Here is a 25,436-nt window from a genome sequence, read left to right on the forward strand (position 1 = left end):
AAGAAGAACTCTTCACAACTCGACACTGGTGGGCGGCACTTGCCGGGTCTTCGTCCGCCGTTCGCGCAACGCGTGATCAGGAACTGAACGCGGCGTCCGGGATGTCCCGGCTCCGCCCCTCTTGGACTTACGGAGGGCGGTTGTTGGACTGGAGAAGCCGTCGGGGCCGTACGTCGTTGACGGTGCGCGGAGCCGACGACTACGCAGTGCACATGTCACCACGATGTACTCCGGTGGGCGTCGCAGCCGCCGCCTCAGCAGCCGTCCTGGCTCTGGTGGGAACCGCGCTCCCCGCCGTGGCCGCCGCCCCCTCAACCGCTGCCGCCGTTCCCGCGGGCAGCCCCGTCATCTCCTCCGCGCAGCTCGCGGTCGCCGTCGCGGCCGACTTCCCGCGCGTCCTCACGTACACCGACCGCGCCTCCGGCAAGCAGCTGACCGGCTCCACCCGGCCGGTCACCTCCGTCACCCTGAACGGCACCGCGCACCCGGTGGAGCTCAAGGCCGCCCCGCAGGTCACCGGCTCGTCCGCCCGCTACACGCTGGCCTTCACCGACCTGCCCGGTGTCGAGATCGACGCCACGCTCTCGGTGTCCGGACGGGTCACCACCTTCAAGGTCACCGCCGTCCGCGACACCGCGGCGTTCCGGGTGGGCACGATCGACATGCCCGGCCACGACCTGGTCTCCGTCGCGAGCACCGACCCCGGCGCCGCGACCGCCTTCACCAAGCTGGACACCGACTCCACGAAGACCGCCGACGTCTTCGCCGAGGTCACCGGCGACACCCCGGCCGAGTCCGCACCCTCCGGCGCCACCTACGCGATCGTCAACACCGGCTCGCTCGCGGCCGCCGTCGAGTCCAACTCCTCGTACGACAAGCCCTCCGGAGCCACCGGCGGCGACGACGCCCGGTTCTGGCACCAGGCCCGCAAGGAGGACGACGGCTCCACCCGGGTCGCCGTCCGGTCCGGGCAGTGGACCTACCGGGGCGAGGGCGCGCCGAAGCCGGAGAGCGGGGACGCCCTGCCCTGGGCCAAGGTCGTCGTCACGCCCGACGCCAACGGCGACCGTACGGTCGACTGGCAGGACGGCGCCGTCGCGTTCCGCTCGATCGGCGTGGTCGCGCCGGGCAGCGAGGACACCGCGGACCGGGTGATCACCCACATCCCGTTCAACTTCGCCAGCCAGGCCACCCACCCCTTCCTGCGCACCCTGGACGACGTCAAGCGGATCTCGCTGGCCACCGACGGCCTCGGGCAGCTCGCGCTCCTCAAGGGGTACGCCTCCGAGGGCCACGACTCCGCCCACCCCGACTACGGCGGCGACTACAACAAGCGCGCCGGCGGGCTCAAGGACCTCAACGCCCTGCTGAAGGACGGCAAGAAGTGGGGCGCCACCTTCGGCGTCCACGTCAACGCGACGGAGGCGTACCCGGAGGCGAAGGCGTTCGACGAGCAGCTCGTCGACAAGACCAAGCCGGGCTGGAACTGGCTGGGCCAGAGCTACTACATCGACCAGCGCCGCGACATCAACAGCGGCGACCTCGCCAAGCGCTTCCAGCAGCTGCGCGACGAGACCGGCTCCAACCTCTCCATGCTGTACATCGACGTGTACTACACGCACGGCTGGATCGCCGACAAGACCGTCCAGGCCCTCCAGAAGCAGGGCTGGAACGTGTCCAGCGAGTGGGCCGACAAGTTCGAGCGGGCCTCGCTCTGGTCGCACTGGGCCAACGACCTCGACTACGGCGGCGCCACCAACAAGGGCCTCAACTCGAAGATCATCCGGTTCATCCGGAACGGCGAGAAGGACGTCTGGAACAACGACCCGGTCCTCGGCCAGAGCGCCATCGACGAGTTCGAGGGCTGGACCGGCGAGACCGACTGGAACAGCTTCTACGACAACGTCTGGCAGCGCGACCTGCCCGCCAAGTACCTCCAGCAGCAGAAGATCACCCGCTGGGACGGCAACGACATCACCTTCACCGGCGGGCTCGCCGGCACGGTCGAGGACGGCAGGCGGACGTTCTACGACCACGGCCGCAAGGTCCTCAGCGGCACCGACTACCTGCTCCCCTGGGACGGCGGCAAGAAGCTGTACCACTACAGCAAGGACGGCGGTACGAGCAGCTGGGCGGTGCCGTCCAAGGGCACGTACACCGTCTACGAGCTCACCGACAACGGCCGCGTGAAGACCGGCACGGTCCGCCCGGTGAACGGGAGGATCACGCTGAAGGCCGAGGCCGGGCAGCCGTACGTCCTCTACCCGCACCGCGCCCCCAAGGCCGCCGACCCCAAGTGGGGCGAGGACACCCTCGTCGCCGACCCCGGGTTCAACGACGACCGGCTCGGCGACTGGTCGAGGACCGGCACCGCCGTCCGCGACACCGACGGCCAGGGCCGCAACAGCGCCGAGCTCTCCGGCAGCGGCACCGCCGCGCTCTCCCAGCGCATCGGCGGCCTGAAGCCCGGCGCCCGCTACACCGCCTCCGCGCTCATCGAGGTCGAGCCCGGCGAGACCCGGCACACCACGCTCTCGGCCGGCGGGAAGTCCGTCGCCGTGGACCGCTCCACCGCCAGGGACCACGTCGCCGCGTCCGACTGGCACGGCACCTACTTCCAGCGCGCCAAGGTCAACTTCACCGCCCCCGCGAACGGCCGCACCACCCTGCGCATCGAGGCCGCGAAGGGCAGCACGGCGACCGTCCGCGCCGACGACGTACGCCTCGTCGCGAACGCCCCCGCCACCCAGAAGAACACCGTGGTGCACGAGGACTTCGAGGACGTCGACCAGGGCTGGGGCCCCTTCCTCAAGGGCGACGCGGGCGGCTCCACCGACCCCCGCACCGTCATCTCCCAGCTGCACGCCCCGTACACCCAGGCCGGCTGGAACGGGAAGCTGACCGACGACGTGATCGGCGGCAAGGAGTCCCTCAAGGCCCACGAGGAGAACACCGGACTCGTCTACCGCACGGCGCCCTGGACCGTCCCGATGACCGAAGGACACCGGTACAAGGTCGAGTACGACTACCAGTCCAGCCACGCCGGGGCCTACGAGTGGGCCGACGGCTACGACCGGATCACCGCCGACGGCAAGCCCGCCTCCGTCGAGACCCGGACCACCGCCATCGGCGCCCAGCACACCACCGGCCACTTCACCGAGACCGTCACGGCGGGCTGCGGCGACACCTGGACCGGGCTGCGCAAGCGCGGCGACGCCCCCGAGGGCGCCGACTTCGTGCTCGACGGCTTCACCGTGACGGACCTCGGCGAGGCCCCCGCCGGCGAGCAGGCGGCCTGCGGCACGCTCACCGTGGCCGCCGCCGCGGAGACCCTGGAGCCCGGCACCGCCAACACGGTGAAGGCGAGCTTCACCAACTACGAGTCCACCGCCGCCACCGGCGTCACGGTGGACCTGGCCCTCCCCGAGGGCTGGCAGGCCGAGCCCGCCGGCGCCGTCGCCTTCGACTCCGTCGCACCCGGTGCCGAGACCACCGCGAGCTGGCAGGTCACCCCGCCGGTGGACGCCGAGTACCGCGCGTACGCCCTCACCTCCGAGGCCACGTACACGACCGGCGACGGACAGCGGAAGCTCGGCGCGCAGACCTCCGTGCGCACCCTGCCTCCGCCGCCCACCAAGGACAGCTGGGCCAGCGACCTGGACTGGACGGCCACCACCAACGGCTGGGGGCCGGTCGAACGCGACCTGTCCAACGGCGAGACCGGCGCCGGCGACGGCACCGCGCTGACGATCGGCTCCAAGGTCTACGAGAAGGGGCTCGGGAGCCACGCCCCGGCCACCATCCGCTACTACCTGGGCGGACAGTGCACCTCCTTCACCGCCGAGGTCGGCGTGGACGACGTCCAGAAGACCGCCGGCAGCGTGCAGTTCTCCGTGAAGGCGGACGGCACCGAGAAGGTGAAGTCGCCGGTGCTCCGAGCCTCCGACGCCGCCTGGTCGCTCACCGCCGACGTCACCGGCGCCAAGTACGTCGAGCTGACCGCCGGTGACGGCGGCGACGGCAACGGCAACGACCACGCCGACTGGGGCAGCGCCCGCTTCCACTGCGGAGGCTGATCTCCTACGGGTACCGCGCGGGCCCCGCCTCCCTTTGTGTCCGGACTCTGGGAAGCGGGGCCCGCGCACGCGTACGCTCGGGAACCATGGGGGAGTTGAGAGCGGACTGGCGCCTGCGGTTGCGCCGGGGTGGCCCGGAGGAGCCGGTGCGCGGCGCCGGTGTGCTGATCACCCAGGACCGGATGCTGACCTGCGCCCACGTCGTCGGCGAACCGGACGCCCGGATGTGGGTCGAGTTCGCCGAGAACCCCGGCATCCCGCCCGTCGCCGCCCGGGTCGCCCCGGACGGCTGGCTCCGCGGCCGCGAGGACATCGCCGTGCTCGCCCTGGACAGCCCCCGGCCCCAGGCGCAGCCCGCACCCCTGTCCCGGCGCCTCGACCGCGGCGGCGAGGTCTGGCTCGGCGGCTACGCGGCACCCTTCGACGCCGACGGCATGTGGCTCGCCGGCCGGATCAGCGGACTCCACGGCGACTGGGTGCAGCTCGACGCCCGGACCAACGCCGAGGTGGTGCGCCCCGGGTTCAGCGGCGCCGCCGTCCACACCGGACGCGAGGGCGCCCGCCCCGAGAGCGTCGTCGGCCTGGTCGTCAGCTGGCGCGGCGACCTGGAGATGCAACTGCCCACCGACAACGACCTCGCCTTCTCGTACATGATCCCCGTCGACCGCATCGCCCGACTCGTCCCGCTGGTCGCCGAGCTGAGCGGCCCGGACGGCTGGGACCACGCGCTCGCCGAGCGGCTGCGGCGCTGGTTCGCGGGCGACGGACAGCCCTCGGTCCGCTTCACCGTCGTCCCGTCCGGCGGCGGCCGCGACCGCGTCCTGAGCCACCAGCTGCACCGCGCCCACCTCGTCCACCACCCCGGGCGCAGCCGGCCCGACGAGCTGGTGGAGACCCTGGTCGTCCAGCTGCGGCCCCCGCAGCACCAGCGCAACCGCTACCGCGACTGGCTCCTGGAGGGCGGCGACGAACCCGAACGCTCACTCGCCGGCCGGCCCGCGGCGGCCGGCCCGGTCCTCGCGGTGATCGGCCTGGACGAGGACCCCGACCCGGCGGGCCTCGTGCGCGTGCTCGCCCGGGTACGCACGCTCGGCTTCCGGCTGCTGGTCGTCGTACGCGGCACGGAGGGCCCGGGACTCGACGCCGTGGAGCGCGACCTGCTCGTCCCCTCCCTGGACGAGCGCGCCGAGGAACTGCTGCGCGGGGCCGAGCACATGGAGCGCACCTGGGCCCGGCTGGGCGGCCTGACCGACTCCGCCTCGGCGCCGCCCCGCCCCGCCGCCGCCCCGGCCGTCCGCCGGCGGGAGCTCGCCGCCCTGCGCGCCCTGCCGGACCCGCACCACCGGCTGACCGCCCTCAAGCAGCTGTTACGCGACTTACGCGCCGACCTCGCGGAGGGCCCGGGACCGGGCCTCCCCGGACAGCGCACCGGACCGGCGGGGCGCCCATGAGGATTCCCTGCCCGCACCGCCGCTTCACCGGCGCCCCCTGCGACGGCGCCGTCCGGCCCACCGGCTACTGCGACACCTGCGGCCGCGACGAGGCCGCCCCCGGCCTCCCGCCGCTGCCCGCCGCCCCCGAGGACCACGGCCCCGCCGGCCTCCTCGAACTCCCCCTCCTCGACCCGGGCAGCCCCGCCGAACGGCTGGCCGCCGCCGAGCAGCCCGTGCGCATCCTGATGACGTGCTCCGCCAAGGCGTGCGGCACCGCGTTCGTCCCGCCGCACACCGCGGCCCCGCCCCCGGACGAGGGGCACTGCCCGGTCTGCGGGGCGCCCTACTCGTACCGCCCCGAACTGACCAGGGACGGGCCGCCGCTCCAGGACCAGTACCGCATCCGGGGCCCCATCGCCCACGGCGGCCAGGGCTGGGTCTACCTGGCCGAGGACACCCACCTGGAGGACTTCGTCGCGGTCAAGGGCCTCCTCAACCGCTACGCCGAGCGCGGCGCCGCCCAGGCCGGTGAGGAGCGCCGCAGCCTGGTCGCCATCCGGCACGAACGCATCGTCCAGATCCGCGACTTCGTCTCCACCGCCAACGCCGACGGCACCGTCTCCGGCGGCTACATCGTGATGGAGGACGTCGGCGACCGGACCCTGTCCGCGCTCGTCGAGTCGGTCCGGCGGGGCGCGTTCGTCCTCGACGTCGAACACGTCGTCACCTACGGCTGCCAGATCCTGGAGGCCCTGTCCCATCTGCACGGCATGGGCTTCCTGTACGGGGACATGAAGCCGTCCAACGTCATCCACCACCTCGACGGCATCAAGGTCATCGACCTCGGCGGCGTCCGCAAGACGGGCAGCGTCGACCCGCCGCCCGTGATCACCCCGTACTTCGCCGCCCCGGAGACGGACGGCACGAAGCCCCTCACCGTCGCCCACGACATCCACACGGTCGGCGTCACCCTCGACGAACTGGCCCGCTGGGCGGTCGGCGACGACGTCCCCGGCCTCGGCACCAGCTCCTTCCGGCTCGTCGTGGCCCGCGCCACCGCCGAGGACCCCGAGGAACGGTTCGGCACCGCCGAGGACATGGCCGGGCAGCTGCGCGGGGTGCTGCGCGAGATCCGGGCCCTGCGCGGCAAGCGCGACCAGCCCGAACCCTCCGCCTACTTCACGCCCTCCACCGAACTGCTCGGCGCCCGCCTCGGCTCGGTGCCGGACTACGCCCACTGGCTGCGCCGCCCGCTGCACGGCCGCCGGGAGACGCCCCCCGCGCCCGCCCTCGACCCGGGCACACCGACGCCCACCGAGATCGCCCGCCGGCTGCCGGTCCCCAGGCCCTACCCGGGCGACCCGCAGGCCGCCCGCTTCGGCGTCAGCAGCTACGACCCGGGCCAGCCGCTCGCCCAGCCCGCCGAGGGGGAGCGGTCGGTCGAGATCTGCCTCCACAACGCCCGGCTGCTGCTCGGCCAGGAGGGCGACGAGGCGCTGGCGGCGGCCCGCGAGCAGGTCGGGGCGGCGGCCGCGATCCCCGGCCCGGGGCCGGTGCGGCAGTGGCGGCTCAGCTGGCACCGCGGCCTGGTCGCGCTGCGCGGCGCGGACGTGTGGGAGGAGGAGCGCGAGGCGCTGCTGGCGGACGCCCACGGCCACTTCTCCGCCGTGCACCGGGCGCTCCCCGGCGAGTACGCGGCGAAACTGGCCCTCGCGTACTGCGCGGAGCAGCTCGGCCCGCACCGGCGGACCGCGGCCGGCCCCTCCGCGTACGAACTCTTCCGCGCGGTGCACGCCCGCAACCCCTCGCACGTCGGCGCCGCCCTGGGCCTGGCCAGGCTCGCCCTCGCCGCCGGTGACCGGGCCGCCGCCGTCGAGGTCCTGGACCTGGTCCCCGACGAGTCCCGCGACCACACCGTCGCCCGCGTCGCCGCCCTGCGCATCCGCGCCGCCCGGCTCGCGGCGGGGGAGCGCCCGCTGCCCGGCGAGACGGAGATCGACGCCGCGCTGAACGCGCTCGCCGCCCCCGTCGTCGCCGGCGACGAGGCGGCCTGGCTGCTGCGGACGGAGCTGTACGAGTGGAAGCTCGACGCCGTACGCGCGCGGGCCGGCACCCCGGCACCGCGCCGGGGATGGCTGCGGACGGGCCTGCCGCCCCCGCCGGTCCCGGGCGAACGGGCGGTGCGCGCGGAGCTGGAGCAGTGCTACCGCTGGCTCGCCCGGCAGCGGCAGAGACCGCAGGAGTACGAACGCCTCATCGACCTGTCCCACGCGGTGCGGCCCCAGACGCGGTTCTGACCCCGGGCCCGCCGCGCCCCCGCGTACCGCTCGACCGGCCGTCCGCAGCACCGCTGCCGCATCCCCTGGAGACCGACCCATGGGCGCTCCCGCCCCGCCGCCGACCGGACTCGCCTTCGCCGTGTCCGTCGACGTCCGGCGCGACCAGCAGCCGCACAGCGACACCCGGATCGACGCCCACGTCCGGGTCAAGGCCACCGGAACGGGACCCCGCGACCGCCGCCCCGCCGTCGAACTCGCCGTCGTCATCGCCCTGGACGTCGCCCCCGCCCGCCGCGGGGAGGCCGCCGCCGCGCTCGCCGCCGCCATGCGCGCGCTGCCCGACGGCCTGTCCTTCGCCGTACTCGGCGGCACGGGCGGCACGGTCGAGGACCCCGGCGACAAAACCCCCGCCCGGTGCTACCCGCTGCGCGGGGACTGGGCCCTGGCCGACGGCGACGAGAAGCGCCGGGCCGCCTTCAGCGCCGGCCGCGTCGCGCCGACACCCGACGACGAGCCGCCGCCCGGATACGGGGCCTGGCTCGCCGCCGCCCGCGCCCTCTTCGCCGTACGCCCCCTGCCCGTGCGCCACCTGATCCTCGTCACCGACGGCGGCGGCCACGACCCGGCCGACGAACCGGACCGCGAGGACAGCGCGCTGAAGGCCGCGATCGCCGCGTGCGAAGGGGTGTTCGGCGTGGACGTGCTGGCGCTCGGCCGGGACTGGGACCCCGCCCCGCTGCTCGCCCTCGCCGAGGGCCTGCACGGCACGGCCGAGCCCGCGCCCGACCGGTTCGCCCCCGCCGTCACCGGGGCGCTGCGGCAGCTGCGCCGGGTCCGGAGCCCCGAACTGCCCGTCACCGTCACCGGCCGGCCCACGGTGACCGGGGCCGCCCTGAGCGAGAGCCTGCCCGAGTGGCACTCCCTCGTACCGGTGACCGCGCCCGGGCACCCGCACCGGTACGAGTTCACCACCCACCGGTGGATGCCGGGCGCCCGCGACTACCTGCTCACCCTGCGGGCCGACGCGAGCACCGACCCGCTCGGGGTGCTGCTCCAGCTCGCCACCGTGTCCGTCGGCGACGCCACCGCCCCGCTCGTGGTCCGCTGGCTGCCGCCCGGGGTCGCCGTGGGCGCGGACAGCGGCGGCGGAGGCGGCACCGTCGACGCGGTGAACGCCGCGACCCGGATGCGGACCGCCCTGGACCGGGGATACGCCGCCCTGGACCCGATGAGCCGCGAGGAGGCCGAGCGGCAGTTCGGCCTCGCGGTCCGGCTGGCCCACGAGATCGGCGCCGCCTGGGTGCTGGACGACGTCCGCAAGGTGGCCGACATCGTCGACGGGGCCCGGGGCCGGGTCCGCGTCGGCCCCACCGTCGACCGGGGGACCGTGCGCGAGGGGCGGCTGCACGTCGCGTCCGGCCGGCTCCTCGACCTGCCCCCGCACGCCGCTCCACCGCCCGTGAAGTGCCCCGGCTGCCGCCACCCCGCCGGGCAGGGCGCCCGGTACTGCATCGCCTGCGGGAGGACCCTGTGACGCCCCGGCCCACCCGGTGGGCGCGCGCCTTCCGGGCGCGCCGCCCGACCGGCTCCCGCACCAGGCGGCTGCTCGAACTGCACCTGGCCGTCATCGTGCTGAGCGCGCTCGTCTCGATGACCGCGCTGCTCGTCTCGTACCGCGAGGTCCAGAACGCCGCGGGCGAGATGCGCACCCACGCCGCCCCCGCCGTCCAGGGCGTCGCCGCCACCCAGCTCGCCCTGCTGCGCGCCCACCAGGAGGCCGAGGCGTCCGTGGAGAGCGGGATCGACGTGGTCGTCGGGGCCGGGGCACGCTACGAGGCCCAGCTCTCCGCCGCCAACCAGGGCCTGTCCCGGCTCTCCGACGTCCAGATCGACGGCGAGCGCGGCCGGGTCGTCCTGGTGACCGTCACCGGGGTGCTCACCTCGTACAGCGGCTCCATCACCCCGGGGACCGTCAAGTACGTCGACGACGAGCTGATGCAGCGGCAGAAACTGAGCGAGGCCCGGCGCCAGCTCGTCCGGCCGGGTACCGGGGTCGTACCGCGCCTGGACGTGCTCCAGGAGCACCAGATGCAGCGGATGACCCGGATCAGCACCCTGGGCCCCCTTCAGGTCACCGGCTGGGCCGTCGCCGAAGTGGGGCTGGCCGTCGTCGCCGTGACCACGCTCAGCGCGCTGTGGCTGCTGCGCCGCCGCTGCGGCCGCAGCCTCGACCCGTGGCTGCTGCCGGCGCTCCTGGTGACCGTCGCCCTGGCCGTCGTACCGCTCTGGGCGACCGCCGCCACCCAGGAGCGGCTGGACTCCGCACGTCACCAGCTGGGGAGGATCGAACAGACGGCACGCGAGCGCCACCACCTCGACAAGGACCAGCAGTACGTCACCCGGACCTCCACCGTCCTGCGCGACCGGCTCGCCGCCGAGAGCTGGCAGAGCTGGACCTACTACGGCGCGCTCGGCGGCGGCGCGCTCGTCCTCCTGCTGCCGGCCGCCGGTCTCAGCCGCAGACTCAACGCCGACTACTACTGGAGGGCCGGATGAGACGGCCGCTCCGGGCTCTCCTGCTCGTCCTCGCCCTGCTCCTGACCGCGTCCGGCTGCGGGCTCGCGGCCCCCGGCGGCAGCGACACCGAGCCGAAGGTGACGATCCTCGGACCCTGGACCGACGCGCAGGAACAGCAGTTCAAGGACGTCCTGGACGGCTTCGGCATCCCGTACGCCTACCAGGGCACCGCGGCCACCCGCGAGGTGCTGCTCGCCGAGGTCCAGGCCGGCGATCCGCCGGACATCGCGATCCTGCCCGGCGTCGGCGAACTCGTCGAGTACGCCGACGAGGGCCGGCTGAAGTCGCTCACCGGCCTCTACGAGCCCGAGGAGTACGGCAGGCCCTGGCTGCCGGAGGCCGAGGGCATGGCCAAGGACCTGTGGGTCCCGCTCAAGGTCGACCTCAAGTCCATCGTCTGGTACCGCGAGGGCGAGACCCCGCGGTCCTCCCCGGCCCCGCTGGACGCCTGGTGCGCCGCCATGGGCGACGACGGCTCCTCCGGCTGGCCCGGCAGCGACTGGATCGAGGACCTGCTCCTCCAGCAGGCCGGCCCCGTGCTGTACGCGCGCTGGGCGACCGGAGACCTCAAGTGGACCGCCGACCACGTCGTCACCGCCTGGACCACCTGGGCGGGGCTGCTCGCCCAGGGCTCCCGCGCCCGGCGCGAGGCGATCCTGAAGGACGACCACCGGGGCCCGGCCGGCGGCCACGGGCTGCTCTTCGGCGGCGGCTGCTCCCTGGAGCACCAGGGCTCCTTCGCCCGCTCCTTCTACGGGGACCACAGGGACCGGGCCGCCTTCACCGACTCCGCGCCGCTGCTGCCAGGGGGCCGGTATACCGTGAAGGCCCACGAGGTCTCGGCCGACTTCGCCGCGCTGTTCGGGGACGGCGACCGGGCCCGTGCGCTGATCCGTCGGCTCACGTCCGAGAAGGCCCAGGAGGAATGGGGCCGCAGGGGCGGGGTGTTCTCGGCCAACTCCGCGGTCCCGGCGCGCAGGGGGCGGGTCGAGCAGGAGGTCGGCCGCCGGTTCGCGGACCAGCGGGTTCCGCTGTGCCTGGACGCGTCGGACGTCATGCCGGCGGCGGTGCGGGACGCGTTCTACGAGGCGGTGCTGCTGACCGTGGCGCATCCGGACGAGCCGGTGCTGCCGCGCCTGCAGGACATCCAGGACGTGCAGGACGCCCAGCCCGACACCACTCTCAGGCTCACCGGTGTGTGCGGCAGGCCACAGTGAGCCCTTGTGGAACCTCCACAAAGGAAGCCGGGTACCGGCTGGTACTTCGCCTGCATGGCGCCGGGCTTCTGTCAGGCTCCACCAGTAATCCGGGCAGGAGACTGTGCAGAGTCGACGGCAGGGTTTTCTTGGCGGGGTTCGTAGGGTCGATACATGACCGTTGTGGACGAAACCCAGGGCGAGCCGAGCGACACCCGCGGCCGAGTGGCCGAACTGCTGGCACTGCGCGAGCAGGCCCGGCGCGGACCCAGTGACCGGGCGACCGAGGCGCAGCACGCCAAGGGCAAGCTGACCGCGCACGAGCGCATCGAGCTGCTCCTGGACCCGGGTTCCTTCCACGAGGTCGAGCAGCTGCGCCGGCACCGGGCGACGGGTTTCGGCCTGGAGGCGAAGAAGCCGTACACCGACGGTGTCGTCACCGGCTGGGGGACGGTCGAGGGCCGGACGGTCTTCGTGTACGCGCACGACTTCCGGATCTTCGGCGGGGCGCTGGGCGAGGCCCACGCGACGAAGATCCACAAGATCATGGACATGGCCATCTCGGCCGGTGCGCCGCTGGTCTCCCTCAACGACGGCGCGGGCGCCCGTATCCAGGAGGGCGTCTCGGCGCTCGCCGGCTACGGCGGCATCTTCCAGCGCAACACCCGCGCCTCCGGGGTGATCCCGCAGATCAGCGTGATGCTCGGCCCGTGCGCCGGCGGTGCGGCCTACAGCCCCGCCCTCACCGACTTCGTGTTCATGGTCCGTGAGACCTCGCAGATGTTCATCACCGGCCCCGACGTCGTCAAGGCGGTCACGGGCGAGGAGATCACGCAGAACGGCCTGGGCGGCGCCGACGTCCACGCCGAGACCTCGGGCGTCGCGCACTTCGCGTACGACGACGAGGAGACCTGCATCGCCGAGGTCCGCTACCTCATCGGGATGCTCCCCTCCAACAACCGGGAGAACCCGCCCACCGCGGAGAGCGACGACCCGGCCGACCGGCGCGGCGAGGCCCTGCTGGACCTGGTCCCCGCCGACGGCAACCGCCCGTACGACATGCACAAGGTCATCGAGGAGCTCGTCGACGACGGCGAGTACCTGGAGGTCCACGAGCGCTGGGCGCGCAACATCATCTGCGCCCTGGCCCGGATGGACGGCCAGGTCGTCGGCATCGTCGCCAACCAGCCCCAGGCCCTGGCCGGCGTCCTGGACATCGAGGCCTCCGAGAAGGCCGCGCGCTTCGTCCAGATGTGTGACGCCTTCAACATCCCCATCATCACTCTTCTGGACGTACCCGGCTTCCTGCCCGGCGTGGATCAGGAGCACGGTGGGATCATCCGGCACGGCGCGAAGCTGCTGTACGCGTACTGCAACGCGACGGTGCCGAGGATCTCGCTGATCCTGCGCAAGGCCTACGGCGGCGCCTACATCGTCATGGACAGCCAGTCCATCGGTGCGGACCTCACCTACGCCTGGCCCACCAACGAGATCGCCGTCATGGGCGCCGAAGGTGCCGCCAACGTCATCTTCCGCCGCCAGATCGCGGAGGCCGAGGACCCCGAGGCCATGCGGACCCGCATGGTCAAGGAGTACAAGACCGAGCTGATGCACCCCTACTACGCCGCCGAGCGCGGTCTGGTCGACGACGTCATCGACCCGGCCGAGACGCGCGAGGTCCTGATCGCCTCGCTCGCGATGCTCCGCTCCAAGCACGCCGACCTGCCGGCCCGCAAGCACGGCAACCCCCCGCAGTAGAAGACGGAGACACCACTCATGACCACTGCCACCGCCGAGTCCGTACTGCGCGTCGAGAAGGGCCTCGCCGACCCCGAGGAACTGGCCGCCATCACCGCGGTCCTCCTCGCCCGCGCCGCAGCCCAGCCCGCCGCCGCCCCCACCCGGGTCCGAGACACGGCCGCCTGGCGCCGCCTGGAACGCACCCCGGGCTTCCGCGCCCCGCACAGCTGGCAGGGCTGACCCGCAAGAGGCCCGCACAGGCGGTACGAGCCTGTGCGGGCCTCTTCGCGCCCGCCCAGGCAATCCGCGCCCGCACAGGCAATCCGAGGCCGCGCAGGCAAACCGCGCCCGCACGTGCAATCCAAGGCCGCGCGGGCAGAATCAAGCCCGTCCGGCGATTGAGGACAAGCAAGGCCGCCAGGCCGAGCGGCACACGCACGAGGGCCCCGCACTCACAGGAGTGCGGGGCCCTCGGCGTACCGAAGCCACCTACCGCAGGCGCGCCATGAGCGCATGCTCCACGAGCGTGATCAACGCACTCTTCGCATCCGCCCGGTGCCGCGCGTCCGTAGTCAGGATCGGCGTGTCCGGCCCGATCTGAAGCGCCTCGCGCACCTCGTCGGGGGTGTACGGCTGGTGTCCGTCGAAGCCGTTGAGGGCGATGACGAACGGCAGCCCGCTGTTCTCGAAGTAGTCGACGGCCGGGAAGCAGTCCGCGAGACGGCGGGTGTCGACCAGGACGACGGCGCCGATCGCGCCGCGCACCAGGTCGTCCCACATGAACCAGAAGCGGTCCTGGCCCGGCGTACCGAAGAGGTACAGGATCAGGTCCTGGTCGAGCGTGATGCGGCCGAAGTCCATCGCCACCGTCGTGGTGGTCTTGTCCCCCGTGTGCGTCAGGTCGTCGATGCCCGCCGAGGCGGACGTCATCACGGCTTCGGTGCGCAGCGGATTGATCTCCGAGACGGCACCGACAAACGTGGTCTTACCCACGCCGAAGCCCCCTGCCACCACGATCTTCGCCGAGGTAGTGGAGCGGGCCGCTCCGCCGCTAGAGCTTGCGAAGTCCACTGAGCACCCTTTCGAGCAGTGTCACATCTGGCTGGCCGCCGGCGGACTCGTCGCCGCCGGGCTGGTGGATAGCGACGAGTCCCGCCTCTGCCAGGTCGGCTACGAGGATCCGGGCCACGCCGAGGGGGATCGAGAGGAGGGCCGAGATCTCGGCCACCGACTTGATCTCGAAACACAGCCGGCAGATCCGCTGGTGCTCGGGCAACTGCCCTTGCAGCCTGGACGGATCGGCCGTCGTACTGACCAACGCCTCAATGGCGAGTTGGTAGCGCGGTCGGGTCCGGCCACCTGTCATGGCGTACGGACGGACCAGCGGATTGTGCGCGGCCGGAGCCGCCGGCTCGGGAGCCCGCCGCGGCTGCACCGGCTGGATGCGGGGCTGCTGCTGCGGCGCGTCGAAGCGGTGGGGACGCCGGGGGTGGTGGGGCTGCTGCGAGGGCTGCTGGGGCTCCTGCTGCGGCCAGTCGGGGCCCGCCTGGCCGTACTGCGGCTGCGCGTACGGCCGGTAGGGCTGCTGAGGCTGCTGCGCGCCCTGTCTCCCGGGTGCGGAGGGGGAGTTGAAACGTTCGTCCCCGTGCTCACCCGGTACGTGCCGGTCACCGTCGTACTGGTGCCCGCCTGGGGGTGTACCCACGATTCCTCCTCCGCCTGCCGGCCCCGATCGCAGTGGGCCGCGCCACCGCACCCTATGGCGCGGTGACGCGAAACGCACTGTCTGGTTACTGGATAAGACTAGTTAAGAAGACTTCCCTGGAGTTCGGCACGGAGGTCCGGCGTCAGCACGCTGCCCGCGCGGTCCACCAGAAGGGCCATTTCGTACCCGACCAGGCCGATGTCGGCGTCCGGGTGTGCGAGAACGGCCAAGGAGGATCCATCGGAAACCGACATGATGAAGAGGAATCCACGCTCCATCTCCACAACCGTCTGATTCACCGCACCTCCCTCGAAGATCCGCGAGGCGCCGGCCGTCAGCGAGGTCAGCCCGGAGGCGACCGCCGCCAGCTGGTCGGCACGGTCACGCGGGAATCCCTCGGACATCGCCAGCAGGAGTCCGTCGGCGGAGACCACCACCGTGTGGGACACCCCGGGGGTGTTGTCCACGAAGTTGGTGATCAACCAGTTCAGATTCTGCGCCGCCTGGCTCATCGGGCTCACACTAACGCTCCTGGTTGTAGGTATTACTTGTGTCCGAACCCGCGTTGCGTCCCCTGAGGACACCGCGCCGCAGGTTGCTCAGCCTGCCACGCACGTCCTCCGGGGCGCGGGAGACCTGGGGGCCGCCCTGCTGGGTCTGTTCGGCGGTGCCCTCGACCAGGTTGGCCTTGGGTACCCGCCGGGGAAGACCGGAGGGGGTTATCCCGCCCGCCTTCGGCTCCCGGAGCTTCTCGGCCCGCTCCCAGCGCTCGTCGTTGGCCGAGCGCCAGTCCTCGGGTCCGTCGTTCCCGGCGTCTCCGTCGGGCTCCTGTCGCGCCGGCGACGGCCGCTGCGGCAGTTCGTGCTGCTGCGGACGCTCCTGCGCTCCCTCGGGCCGGCCGTTCCCCTGGCCCGTGGGCTGCCAGTGCTGCTGGCCGCCCCGGCGCGGCAGACCGGCTTCGGTCAGTTCGTGGCCGGCGTTCGGGACGGGGCCCGAACGGTCGAAGCCTACGCGCTCCTGCGGCTCGGCGGGAGCGCCCGCCACAGATTCCGCTTCCGGCTGCGCGACCGGCTCGAACCCGCCCTGGTACGCACCCTGAGCTGGCCACTCCTCCTGCTGGGGCTGGACGGCGTACTGCTCGTCGTAGCCCTGCTGGGGCGCCTCCGGGGTCGCGTAAGCCGCCTCCGGATAGCCGCCCTGGGAGCCGTCGTAGGCGGGCTGCCCCTCGTAGCCGACGGCACCGGCGTACGGGTCGTAGCCGCCCTCGTACTGGTTCGCGGCGTAGGCGTCCTGGCCGTTGCCGGTGTAGGCGGCCTCGCCGTTCCCCGCATAGGCGTCCTGCCCGTACGCGCCCTCGGCGTAGGCCTGCTCCGGCTGTCCCTGCTGCGCCTGCTGCGGGTATGCCTGGCGCTCGCCGCCGACGGCCTGGGCCTCCAGCGCCGCGCGGCGCTCCTCGCGCATCAGCGAGCGGCCCACCGGGTCGAGCTGGGTGGCGTCCGCGGACGCCTCGTCGTAACGCGAGTCGTCGAAGCCGAGTTCGGCCGCCGTACGCAGCTGCGGCTGCTGCGGCAGCGCGTCGAACGTCTGCTGCTGCGGGATGATCGAGGAGACGGTGAAGTCGTCCTGCTCCGGGGCCTCGCCGCCGCCACCGTGGGTGATCGCGTCGGGCAGCATGACCAGCGAGGTCGTGCCGGCCTGCTCGCCCGAGGGGCGCAGCTGGACCCGGATGCCGTGCCGGTCGGCGAGCCGGCCGACCACGAACAGGCCCATGCGCTGCGAGACCGCGGCGTCCACCGTCGGCGGGTTGGCCAGCTTGTGGTTGATGTCGGCGAAGTCCTCGGCGGTGAGGCCGATGCCCTTGTCGTGGATCTCGATCATCACGCGGCCGTCGGGCAGCCGGGTCGCGGTGACCCGCACCTTGGTCTGCGGCGAGGAGAACGTCGTGGCGTTCTCCAGCAGCTCGGCCAGCAGGTGCACGAGGTCGGTGACGGACTGGCCGTGGATCTCGGTCTCCGGGACGCCGGAGAGCTCGATGCGCTCGTAGGACTCCACCTCGGACGAGGCGGCGCGCAACACGTCCACCAGCGGCACCGGCTGGTTCCAGCGGCGGCCGGGCTCCTCGCCGGCGAGGACGAGGAGGTTCTCGCCGTTGCGCCGCATGCGGGTCGCCAGGTGGTCGAGCCGGAACAGGCTCTCCAGCTGGTCCGGGTCGGCCTCGTTGTTCTCCAGGTCGGTGATCAGGGTCAGCTGGCCCTCGATGAGCGACTGGTTGCGGCGCGAGAGGTTGGTGAAGATCGCGTTGACGTTGCCCCGGAGCATGGCCTGCTCGGCCGCGAGCCGGACCGCCTCCTGGTGCACCTGGTCGAAGGCGCGGGCGACCTCGCCGATCTCGTCCTGCGAGGTGATCGGGATCGGCTGCACGCGGGTGTCGACCCGGCCCGGGTCGGTGCGCGAAAGCTGGTCGACCAGCGAGGGCAGTCGCTGCTCGGCGATCCCGAAGGCGGCGGTACGCAGCCGGCGCATCGAGCGGCTCATCTGGCGGGCCATGAGCCCGGCCAGGATGAACGCGGCCAGCAGGGCGACGATGACGATCGAAGCGTTGACGATGGCGTCGGTCCGGGCGTCGGCGGAGATCTCCGCCGCCTCGGTCACGGCCTTGTCGACCAGTTCGTCCTCGACCGTGGTGTAGCCGTCGAACTTGGCGGTCGCGGCGGCCGTCCAGGTCTCGGGCGTGATGCCCTTCGCCTTCAGCTCCCCGGGGTCGCGGCCGAGGCCGATCTCCTGGGCCATGCCGTCGTAGACCGAGCCGTCGATGGTGGGCGGGGCCACGAACGGCACCCCGGCCGCGTCGGCCTTCTCCTTGGCGGCCTTGAGCTCGGCGGCGCCGGCGGCGGCCTTGGCGCCCATGACCTTCTTCAGCCGGGCCGCGTCGGCCTCCGTACCGCCGGAGGTGAACTCGCCGAGGGCGATCTGCTCCAGGTAGTTGTACGAGCCGAAGGCCTTGACCTGGTCGTTGAACTTGCCGTCCTCCTTGCTGGGACGGACCAGGAGGTGCATGCCGATCGAGCGCTGAAGCGATTCTGCGGCCTTGGCCAGCTCGATCGCGTAGACGGTACGGCCGTAGCTGGTGATGTTGCCGGTGCCGAGGCCCAGTTCGTTGCAGAACTCCATCAGGGAGTGCTGGACCTGGACGTAGCCCTCCTCGGTCTTCACCGGGTCCATGGCCGCGGTGTAGGCCACCTTGCGCAGCTGCGGGAGCTTGGGCTCCTCCAGCCTGAACAGCTTGAGGCGGCGCTGGAGGCCCTGCTTGGCAGGCATGTCCCTGACGGCCTGGTCGAACTTCTCCGCGGCCGCGTCGGTGGTGGCGCGGGTCTGCGTGACGACCTCGTCGTCCCGCTTGTTCGACAGCAGCGGCTGCGCGGTGAGGTCGCGCTCGTTGAGCAGGGCCTGCCCGTACTCGGCGGCCGCACGCACGATGAGCGCGGTCTTCTCCGCGTCCTGGGCCTCCTGCCAGGTGTCGATCGAGCCCTTCACCTGGAAGCCGCCCATGACCAGGCCGACCAGCACCGGGATCAGGAGGATCGCGTTCAGCCGGGTGGGCACCCGCCAGTTGCGCGGGGACAGCCGGCTGGTGCTGCCACCGGCCGGTGCCCCTTCGGACACGTCGGCGGACGGCGCCGCGGCTCGCGATGGCGGGGTGAAGTTGCCCCGCTCCGCCTGCGCCGTGGAGCCCTCGTTGTTACGCCTCACTCGACCAACAACCTCTCGGCGTCGGCACCTACGCTGTGCCGGGTTTAGTTCAGGGCCGTACTCGGACCGTCCGGCACATGGTGGGCGGCGTCGCGGGGCTGGGCACGCGCATCTGCGGCGTTGTCGTCAATCACCAACGCTCCGCGTTGGCTCAATCCTCCGCCTTGCAGCTGCACGCACCCAGCCCCGCTCCTTCATCCGCCCACCATGTGCCGGACGGTCCTACTCGGGAGTTGGTCGAATTGCAGCACGGCCGACGGCCGCGTTCCAAACAGTCGGAATGGGCGATTCCGAGTGGCCCACGCCTCAGATAAATCGGGCATAAAGAGCGAGCCCCGCCAAAAGGCGAGGCTCATGTGAGCGCAGCGACACCGCTCGTGCGCATCCGGTGTTGATCGCGGGGCAATTCTCTGTCGAAACGTTATGAATACGGGGGCGGATCGTGTCAAAGGACACAGCCCGCCCCCGTGTGACTACGCTAACTGCCGTATGCCACTTCCGACTTGCGGCTACTTGAGCCGGGCCATCAGAGCGTGCTCGACCAGCGTGATCAGGCCGCTCTTCGCGTCCGCGCGGTGCCGCGCGTCCGTGGTGATGATCGGGGTGTCGGGGCCGATCTGGAGCGCCTCGCGCACCTCGTCGGGGGTGTACGGCTGGTGTCCGTCGAAGCCGTTGAGGGCGATGACGAACGGCAGCCCGCTGTTCTCGAAGTAGTCGACGGCCGGGAAGCAGTCCGCGAGACGGCGGGTGTCGACCAGGACGACGGCGCCGATCGCGCCGCGTACCAGGTCGTCCCACATGAACCAGAAGCGGTCCTGGCCCGGCGTACCGAAGAGGTACAGGATCAGGTCCTGGTCGAGCGTGATGCGGCCGAAGTCCATCGCCACCGTCGTGGTGGTCTTGCCGCCGGTGTGCGTGAGGTCGTCGATGCCCGCCGAGGCGGACGTCATCACGGCTTCGGTGCGCAGCGGATTGATCTCCGAGACGGCACCGACGAACGTGGTCTTACCCACGCCGAACCCACCGGCCACGACGATCTTCGCCGAGGTGGTGGCCCGGGTCGCCGCACCGCCGTTAGAGCTTGCGAAGTCCACTGAGCACCCTTTCGAGCAGTGTCACATCCGGCGCGCCGCCGGCCTCTCCATTGCCCGGCTGGTGGATGGCCACCATGCCGGCTTCCGCCAGGTCCGCGACGAGGATCCGCGCCACGCCGAGGGGCATCGACAGCAGGGCCGAGACCTCGGCCACCGACTTGACCTCGCGGCACAGGTGGCAGATCCGCTGATGCTCGGGAAGCAGGGTCCCCAGATGCGCGGGGTCGGCCGTGGTGCTGACCAGTGCTTCTATCGCTAGCTGGTAGCGCGGCCGGGTGCGTCCGCCGGTCATGGCGTACGGACGGACCAGCGGCTGGTCACCCTCGCTGTCGTACGACGCGTGGCTGGACGCGCCGTACGGATCGGGTGAGGCGGGTGGCGGGGTCATGAGTCCTCCGGGCGTGACAGCAGGGTGTCGGCTTGCCGTCTGAAGGGGCCGGTGGGGGGCTGTAAGCGGCCGGACGGGCGAGGGTTGGGTGCGGTTCCTGGGTTGATCGTCTGTGTCACTGGTTCGGGCCGCCTAGTGGAGCAGGCTGCCCTGCAGCTCCGCACGGAGGTCCGGGGTCAGGACGGAGCCCGCCCGGTCCACCAGCAGGGCCATTTCGTAGCCGACCAGACCGATGTCGGCGTCCGGGTGGGCCAGCACGGCCAGCGAGGAGCCGTCCGAGACGGACATGAGGAACAGGAACCCCCGCTCCATCTCCACCACGGTCTGGCTGACGGCGCCGCCCTCGAAGATCCGGGAGGCACCTGCCGTGAGCGACGTCAGTCCGGACGCGACGGCCGCCAGCTGGTCGGCGCGGTCGCGCGGGAAACCTTCGGACATCGCCAGCAGCAGGCCGTCCGCCGAGACCACCACCGTGTGCGACACCCCTGGGGTGTTGTCCACGAAGTTGGTGATCAGCCAGTTCAGATTCTGTGCGGCCTGACTCATCGGGCTCAACTAACGCTCCTGCTGGTGAGTGGGGCCGAGGGGGAAACTGCCGGTCTGACCGTTGCCCGCCTGGCGTCCCTGCTGGATGCCGCGGCGGAGGTTGGTCAGACGCCCGCGCACATCGTCGGGCGCTCGGGAGACCTGCGGACCGGACTGGTTGTCCTGCTGCTGGGCGGTACCCGGCACCAGGTTGGCGCGCGGGACCCGGCGAGGCAGACCGGACGTGGTGATCCCGCCCGCCGCGGGCTTCTTCACCCGCTCCGCCTGCCGGACGATCTCGTCGTTCGGCGAGGCGCGCCAGGCGCTCGTCGCACCGGTGTCGCCGAGGCTCCGCTGCGGCGCGGGAGCCGCGGGCTCCTGCACGGGCTGCTGCGGGAAGTCCGGCGCCGGCGCGGCGGGAGGCTGCTGCTGCGGCGCACCCGGCTGCGGACCGCGGAACCAGTTGGTCTCCAGCGTGTCGTACAGCGGGGTACGGCCGTCGCCGGGCCCGGAGGCCGGCGGCAGCGCCTCGGGCTGCTGCGGCTGCTGCGGCAGGACCGGGCGGTACGGGGCCTCGGGGGCCTGTCCCGCCATGGGCGGACGCGGCGCGCCGAAGTCCTGGTTGTCGCGCCGCGGGGGCACCGGCTGCTGCGGGGCACCGAAGTCCGGCCGGGCGAACTGCGAGGTGCTCGTCACGTCCGGGCTCTGCGGGACGTTGCCGTACGAGCCGTCGTGCTGCGGTCCGTTGTGCTGAGGTCCGTTGTTCTGCGGCCCGTTGTTCTGGGGGCCGTTGTTCTGCGGCCCGTTGCCGTACGGGCCGGAGTCGCGCGGTCCGTTCTGCGCGCCCGGCGCGGGGGCCGAGAAGTCCGGGCGGGCGAACTCCGCGGTGGCACCCGGACCCTGGCGGTCGTCGGCCGGGAGGCGCGGGGCCTGGGGCTGCTGGAAGCGGCCCGTGGTCTCGGACTCCTCGTGACCGCGCGGCGCGTCCAGCGGCGCACGCCGGGGCGCGGACGGCTCGTCGGTGCCCCAGCTCGTCGTCTGCGGGCGCTGCGGGCCGGGGAAGCCGCCGTTCGGCGCGCCCGGGGCCGGAGTGCCGCCGGGCAGCTCCGCACGCGGACCGCCGACGGGCGGCAGCTGGCGCTCGCCCCGGCCGGGACCGCGCGGCGGCTCGAAGGCGTTGCGGCCGTCCTGCCCGCCCTGGCCACCCTGGTCGAGCCGGGCCTGCTGGGGGTGCGGGACCTGCCGGGCGGGACCGTTCTGCTCGGGGCGCCGCTGGTCGAACAGGCTGGGCCGGTTGGTGTCCGTACCGCCGTCGCCCTGGCCGCCGCGGGCACCGGCCCGGGCACCGCCGAAGGCACCGGCGAGACCGCCGCCCTGGCCGCCCTGACGCGGCTGCTCCGGACGGGCACCGTCCTGCGGCCGCTGCGGGTTCTGGAACGCCGGGTCCTGCCCGCCGGGACCGCCCTGCGGGTTCTGCGGGCGGTTGCCGTCGCGGGCGGGCAGCGCGGCCCGGGGGCCGGAGCCCGCGCCGACCTGGCCGCGCTGGGGGGCACCGGGGCCGGGGCCGACCTGGCCGCGCTGCGCCGGGGCACCGCTGTTGCCGGCGAGCAGGCCGCCGGGGGACTGCTGGCCGGGCATCTGCTTCGGGGCCGGCTGCTTGCCGCCGTGTGCGACGTCGACCGGGAGCATGACCAGCGCGGTGGTGCCGCCCGAGTCGGAGGGGCGCAGCTGGATGCGGATGCCGTGACGCAGGGAGAGCCGGCCGACCACGAACAGGCCCATGCGGCGGGAGACCGAGACGTCCACGGTGGGCGGCGAGGCGAGCCGCTCGTTGATCGCCGCCAGGTCCTCGGGGGAGAGGCCGATGCCGGTGTCGTGGATCTCGACGAGCACCCGGCCGTCGGGCAGCGCGTGACCGGTGACCCGGACCTTCGTCTGCGGCGAGGAGAACGACGTGGCGTTCTCCAGCAGCTCGGCGAGCAGGTGCACGAGGTCGTTGACGACCCGGCCGGCGACCTCGGTGGCGGGCACCGCGGCCAGTTCGATGCGCTCGTACTGCTCCACCTCGGACGCGGCGGCGCGGAGCACGTCGACGAGCGGGACGGGGCGGGTCCACCGGCGGCCCGGCTCCTCGCCCGCGAGGACGAGGAGGTTCTCGCCGTTCCGGCGCATACGGGTCGCGAGGTGGTCGAGCTTGAAGAGCGAGGAGAGCTGGTCCGGGTCGGCCTCGCGCGACTCCAGCTCGGAGATGAGCGAGAGCTGACGCTGGATGAGGCCCTGCGAGCGGCGCGAGAGGTTGGTGAACATCGCGTTGACGTTGCCCCGCAGGAGGGCCTGCTCGGCGGCGAGACGGACCGCCTCGCGGTGCACGTCGTCGAAGGCCGCGGCCACCTTGCCGATCTCGTCGCGGGAGTGCACACCGACGGACTCGACCGAGGTGTCGACGTCCTGCGGGTCGGACTCGGAGAGCTGCTTGACCAGCTCGGGCAGGCGGTCCTGGGCGACGCGCGTCGCGGTGTCCTGGAGCCGGCGCAGCGAGCGGATCATGGACCGGGCGACGACGAAGGCGCCGACCAGGGAGACGCCGAGCACCAGCAGGATCAGCGCACCGGAGATGATCGCCTCGCGCTGGGACTGGTCGCGCAGCTCGCGCGCCTTGCCCTCCATGTCGCTGAGCAGGGTCTCCTCGACCCGCTTCATCGCCTGGATCTTGATGGTGTCCTGGTCGTACCAGTTCATGTACGAGCGCCGAGCGGACTCGGTGCTCATGGAGATGGGGTTCTCCAGCATCTTCTTCGCGTACGTGTCCGCGGCCTTGATGTCCGGATGCCCGTCGTCGTCGAGCGTCGCGGTCAGCTCGCCGACGTTCTTGCCCGTGGTGGTGTAGATCGCCTCGAACGAGTTGCGGGCCGCGTCCTCCTTGCGCTGCGCGGCCAGACCGAACTGCTGGTCGTTCCGGTTGAGCTTCGGCTTCTCGTCGTCGCTGTTCGGCAGCGCGGCGGCGATGATCGCGCGCTGGATCGAGGCGTACTCCTTCGAGGAGGAGAAGGCCGCCAGCGCACGCGTGCGCTTGATCATCTCGGGGCTGCTGGTCGCCTGCGCCATGTCCTGGGAGAGGCTCAGCAGCGAGGTGATCAGCTGGCTGTAGGCGTCGACCGTCTGGAGACTCGGGCTGTTCTTGACGTACGCCTGCTTGCGGATGTCGCGGATGGAGCTGAGCTGCGCGGCGATCTGCTGGACGCTGGCGTGGATGCTCTCCAGCGTCTCGTCGCCGGTGGTGTCGCCGATGTTGTCGGTGCCGCGGAGGAACGCCTTCTGCGCCTTGTCGGTCTTCCCGCGGGGCGTGGTGACCTTGAAGTCGGTCGCGGGCACGCCGTTGGACAGCGGGCCGGCCGTCTGGTCGCGCTCCTCCTGGAGCGCCTGCGCCAGCGAGGTCGCCTGCTTGGTCATCTCCGTCAGCAGCTGCATGTGCTCCAGCTGCTGGATGTCGTTCATCGACTCGTTGATGCGCAGACCGCCCAGGGAGGTCGCGGCGACCACGGGGAGGGCGAGCAGGGACACCAGGCGCGTGCTGATGCGCCAGTTGCGGAGTGCCATGCGCGAGCCGGTGTTGACGGGGCCGCGCGACCTGGGCGCTGCGGTCTGCTCGGGCTCGCCACCGGCCGGCGCGGCGCCGGGGCGCCCGTCTCGGTCGCCGTGGTCACCGGCCGCGGCCGGCCCGGGGTTCTGGGCGTGCTGGGGCGAGGCACCGCGGTCGGTCCCGCCGCGCGGCTCCTGTTCCGCCGCAGCGCTGCCATCCCTCTTGAAACGTCCCTGCACTAGCGTCGCAACCTCTGGACCAGGCGCTCCTCCGTCGTGAACGGAGGAAACGGTGTCGGCGTGGTGGGGCGTTGTCGCGCCCCATGGTGGTCGTGAGTGACCGGCGCTCTTCCCCTTCCCGCCGCCACTCGGCGCTACGTTGCGCCCCCTGCGCGCCGGCTTGAAACCCGCGGCGGTGCGTGGAATTCCAGCACAGTGGCGGATCTCCAACAAGGGCCAGGTACCGGGCTGTGACCTGCGTGACACCTTGTGATGGCTGCGTAACAAGGGGTGCGGGGTGTTCAGTGACATAACGGACGATTCGGCGCGAGTCCGATCGTGGCGGGGGGTGTCCCAGTCGCCATGATCAGGAGCGGAATGGCTGGTTCAGGGGTGACATGTCCGTTTTCGAGGTCCAGACCACCTGCCCGTATTGGGGTAATTGTCCGGCTGTTCGTGAGCAAACTCACATGAAGATCTCCGTCTCTTCCGGGCGCCCGATGGGAATCACATGTTTAGCCTGCCGCTTTACTGGGATGGCAGAACCGACAACCGGCGCCCCCTCGCACGGGCGGCGCCCCGACGACAGGGCCCGTACGGCAGATGAACACGACGACGTCCCGCAACATCGCCAACCCCCGGCGCACCACGCTGGCGCACCTCAAGGACGCCGAGGCGCTGAGGACGGCGGAACTCCGGCAGCACGCGGTCCAGCTGCCGACGCAGACCGCCAACCCGCGCCGCACGATCCTCATGAAGGCCCCCGCCACGAGCCCCGTCGCCGCGGAGTGATCCCGCACGGGAGCGCCCCTCATGCGCGCTAGCCTGGAGCGTCAGTCTTTTTCAGGCACCCAGCAAGCAGTGAGGGGCGACAG

General features: G+C 72.4%; 17 protein-coding genes. 9 read left to right on the top strand and 8 right to left on the bottom strand.

Features of this window, described 5'->3' with window-relative positions; genetic code table 11:
• The first annotated feature begins 212 nt into the window (after nt 1-212).
• The 8 genes from OG242_RS23775 to OG242_RS23810 all read left to right on the top strand — a co-directional run bounded on the left by OG242_RS23775 (nt 213) and on the right by OG242_RS23810 (nt 13,541).
• Entirely contained in the window at nt 213-4,076 is a 3,864-nt protein-coding gene (locus tag OG242_RS23775) for an endo-alpha-N-acetylgalactosaminidase family protein (protein WP_405900089.1), read from the top strand.
• A gap of 86 nt (nt 4,077-4,162) precedes the next feature.
• The gene (locus OG242_RS23780; RefSeq protein WP_405900090.1) at nt 4,163-5,527 is read left to right on the top strand and encodes a serine protease; all 1,365 of its coding nucleotides are present in this window, start codon (nt 4,163-4,165) and stop codon (nt 5,525-5,527) included.
• Nucleotides 5,524-7,806, top strand: coding sequence for a tetratricopeptide repeat protein (locus tag OG242_RS23785; RefSeq protein WP_405900091.1), 2,283 nt, complete (start codon nt 5,524-5,526; stop codon nt 7,804-7,806). Before OG242_RS23780 ends, OG242_RS23785 begins: the two co-directional genes overlap by 4 nt.
• 79 nt (nt 7,807-7,885) lie before the next feature.
• Entirely contained in the window at nt 7,886-9,322 is a 1,437-nt protein-coding gene (locus tag OG242_RS23790; RefSeq protein WP_405900092.1) for a hypothetical protein, read from the top strand.
• Entirely contained in the window at nt 9,319-10,344 is a 1,026-nt protein-coding gene (locus tag OG242_RS23795) for a hypothetical protein (RefSeq protein WP_405900093.1), read from the top strand. Before OG242_RS23790 ends, OG242_RS23795 begins: the two co-directional genes overlap by 4 nt.
• On the top strand, nt 10,341-11,582 hold the full coding sequence (locus OG242_RS23800) for a carbohydrate ABC transporter substrate-binding protein (RefSeq protein WP_405900094.1): 1,242 nt from the start codon (nt 10,341-10,343) through the stop codon (nt 11,580-11,582). Before OG242_RS23795 ends, OG242_RS23800 begins: the two co-directional genes overlap by 4 nt.
• A gap of 153 nt (nt 11,583-11,735) precedes the next feature.
• On the top strand, nt 11,736-13,319 hold the full coding sequence (locus OG242_RS23805; RefSeq protein WP_405900095.1) for an acyl-CoA carboxylase subunit beta: 1,584 nt from the start codon (nt 11,736-11,738) through the stop codon (nt 13,317-13,319).
• Nucleotides 13,320-13,337: 18 nt separating this feature from the next.
• Nucleotides 13,338-13,541 (top strand): acyl-CoA carboxylase subunit epsilon, encoded by a 204-nt coding sequence (locus OG242_RS23810; protein WP_405900096.1) that lies wholly within the window; start codon nt 13,338-13,340, stop codon nt 13,539-13,541.
• Nucleotides 13,542-13,790: 249 nt separating this feature from the next.
• Here the strand turns inward: OG242_RS23810 and OG242_RS23815 are convergent, their stop codons facing one another.
• The 8 genes from OG242_RS23815 to OG242_RS23850 all read right to left on the bottom strand — a co-directional run bounded on the left by OG242_RS23815 (nt 13,791) and on the right by OG242_RS23850 (nt 24,582).
• A complete protein-coding gene (locus OG242_RS23815) occupies nt 13,791-14,372 on the bottom strand; it encodes an ATP/GTP-binding protein (protein ID WP_014048542.1) in 582 nt (193 codons plus the stop codon).
• Nucleotides 14,353-15,006, bottom strand: a complete 654-nt coding sequence (locus OG242_RS23820) for a DUF742 domain-containing protein (RefSeq protein ID WP_405900097.1) — start codon at nt 15,004-15,006, stop codon at nt 14,353-14,355. Before OG242_RS23820 ends, OG242_RS23815 begins: the two co-directional genes overlap by 20 nt.
• 98 nt (nt 15,007-15,104) lie before the next feature.
• A complete protein-coding gene (locus tag OG242_RS23825; RefSeq protein ID WP_018551717.1) occupies nt 15,105-15,518 on the bottom strand; it encodes a roadblock/LC7 domain-containing protein in 414 nt (137 codons plus the stop codon).
• Nucleotides 15,519-15,528: 10 nt separating this feature from the next.
• Entirely contained in the window at nt 15,529-18,756 is a 3,228-nt protein-coding gene (locus tag OG242_RS23830) for a nitrate- and nitrite sensing domain-containing protein (RefSeq protein ID WP_405900098.1), read from the bottom strand.
• 509 nt (nt 18,757-19,265) lie between these two features.
• Nucleotides 19,266-19,850 (bottom strand): ATP/GTP-binding protein, encoded by a 585-nt coding sequence (locus OG242_RS23835; RefSeq protein ID WP_028444348.1) that lies wholly within the window; start codon nt 19,848-19,850, stop codon nt 19,266-19,268.
• Entirely contained in the window at nt 19,831-20,238 is a 408-nt protein-coding gene (locus tag OG242_RS23840) for a DUF742 domain-containing protein (RefSeq protein WP_405900099.1), read from the bottom strand. The genes OG242_RS23835 and OG242_RS23840 overlap by 20 nt, the downstream gene beginning before the upstream one ends.
• A 132-nt stretch (nt 20,239-20,370) precedes the next feature.
• Complete coding sequence (locus tag OG242_RS23845) at nt 20,371-20,784, bottom strand: roadblock/LC7 domain-containing protein (protein ID WP_168713747.1); 414 nt, start codon at nt 20,782-20,784, stop codon at nt 20,371-20,373.
• Between the two features lie 9 nt (nt 20,785-20,793).
• On the bottom strand, nt 20,794-24,582 hold the full coding sequence (locus tag OG242_RS23850; protein ID WP_405900100.1) for a nitrate- and nitrite sensing domain-containing protein: 3,789 nt from the start codon (nt 24,580-24,582) through the stop codon (nt 20,794-20,796).
• 582 nt (nt 24,583-25,164) lie between these two features.
• Here OG242_RS23850 and OG242_RS23855 point away from each other — a divergent pair.
• Nucleotides 25,165-25,353, top strand: a complete 189-nt coding sequence (locus tag OG242_RS23855) for a hypothetical protein (protein WP_405900101.1) — start codon at nt 25,165-25,167, stop codon at nt 25,351-25,353.
• The last annotated feature ends 83 nt before the right edge of the window (nt 25,354-25,436 follow it).

Source organism: Streptomyces sp. NBC_00727, assembly GCF_045161745.1.
GTDB lineage: Bacteria > Actinomycetota > Actinomycetes > Streptomycetales > Streptomycetaceae > Streptomyces.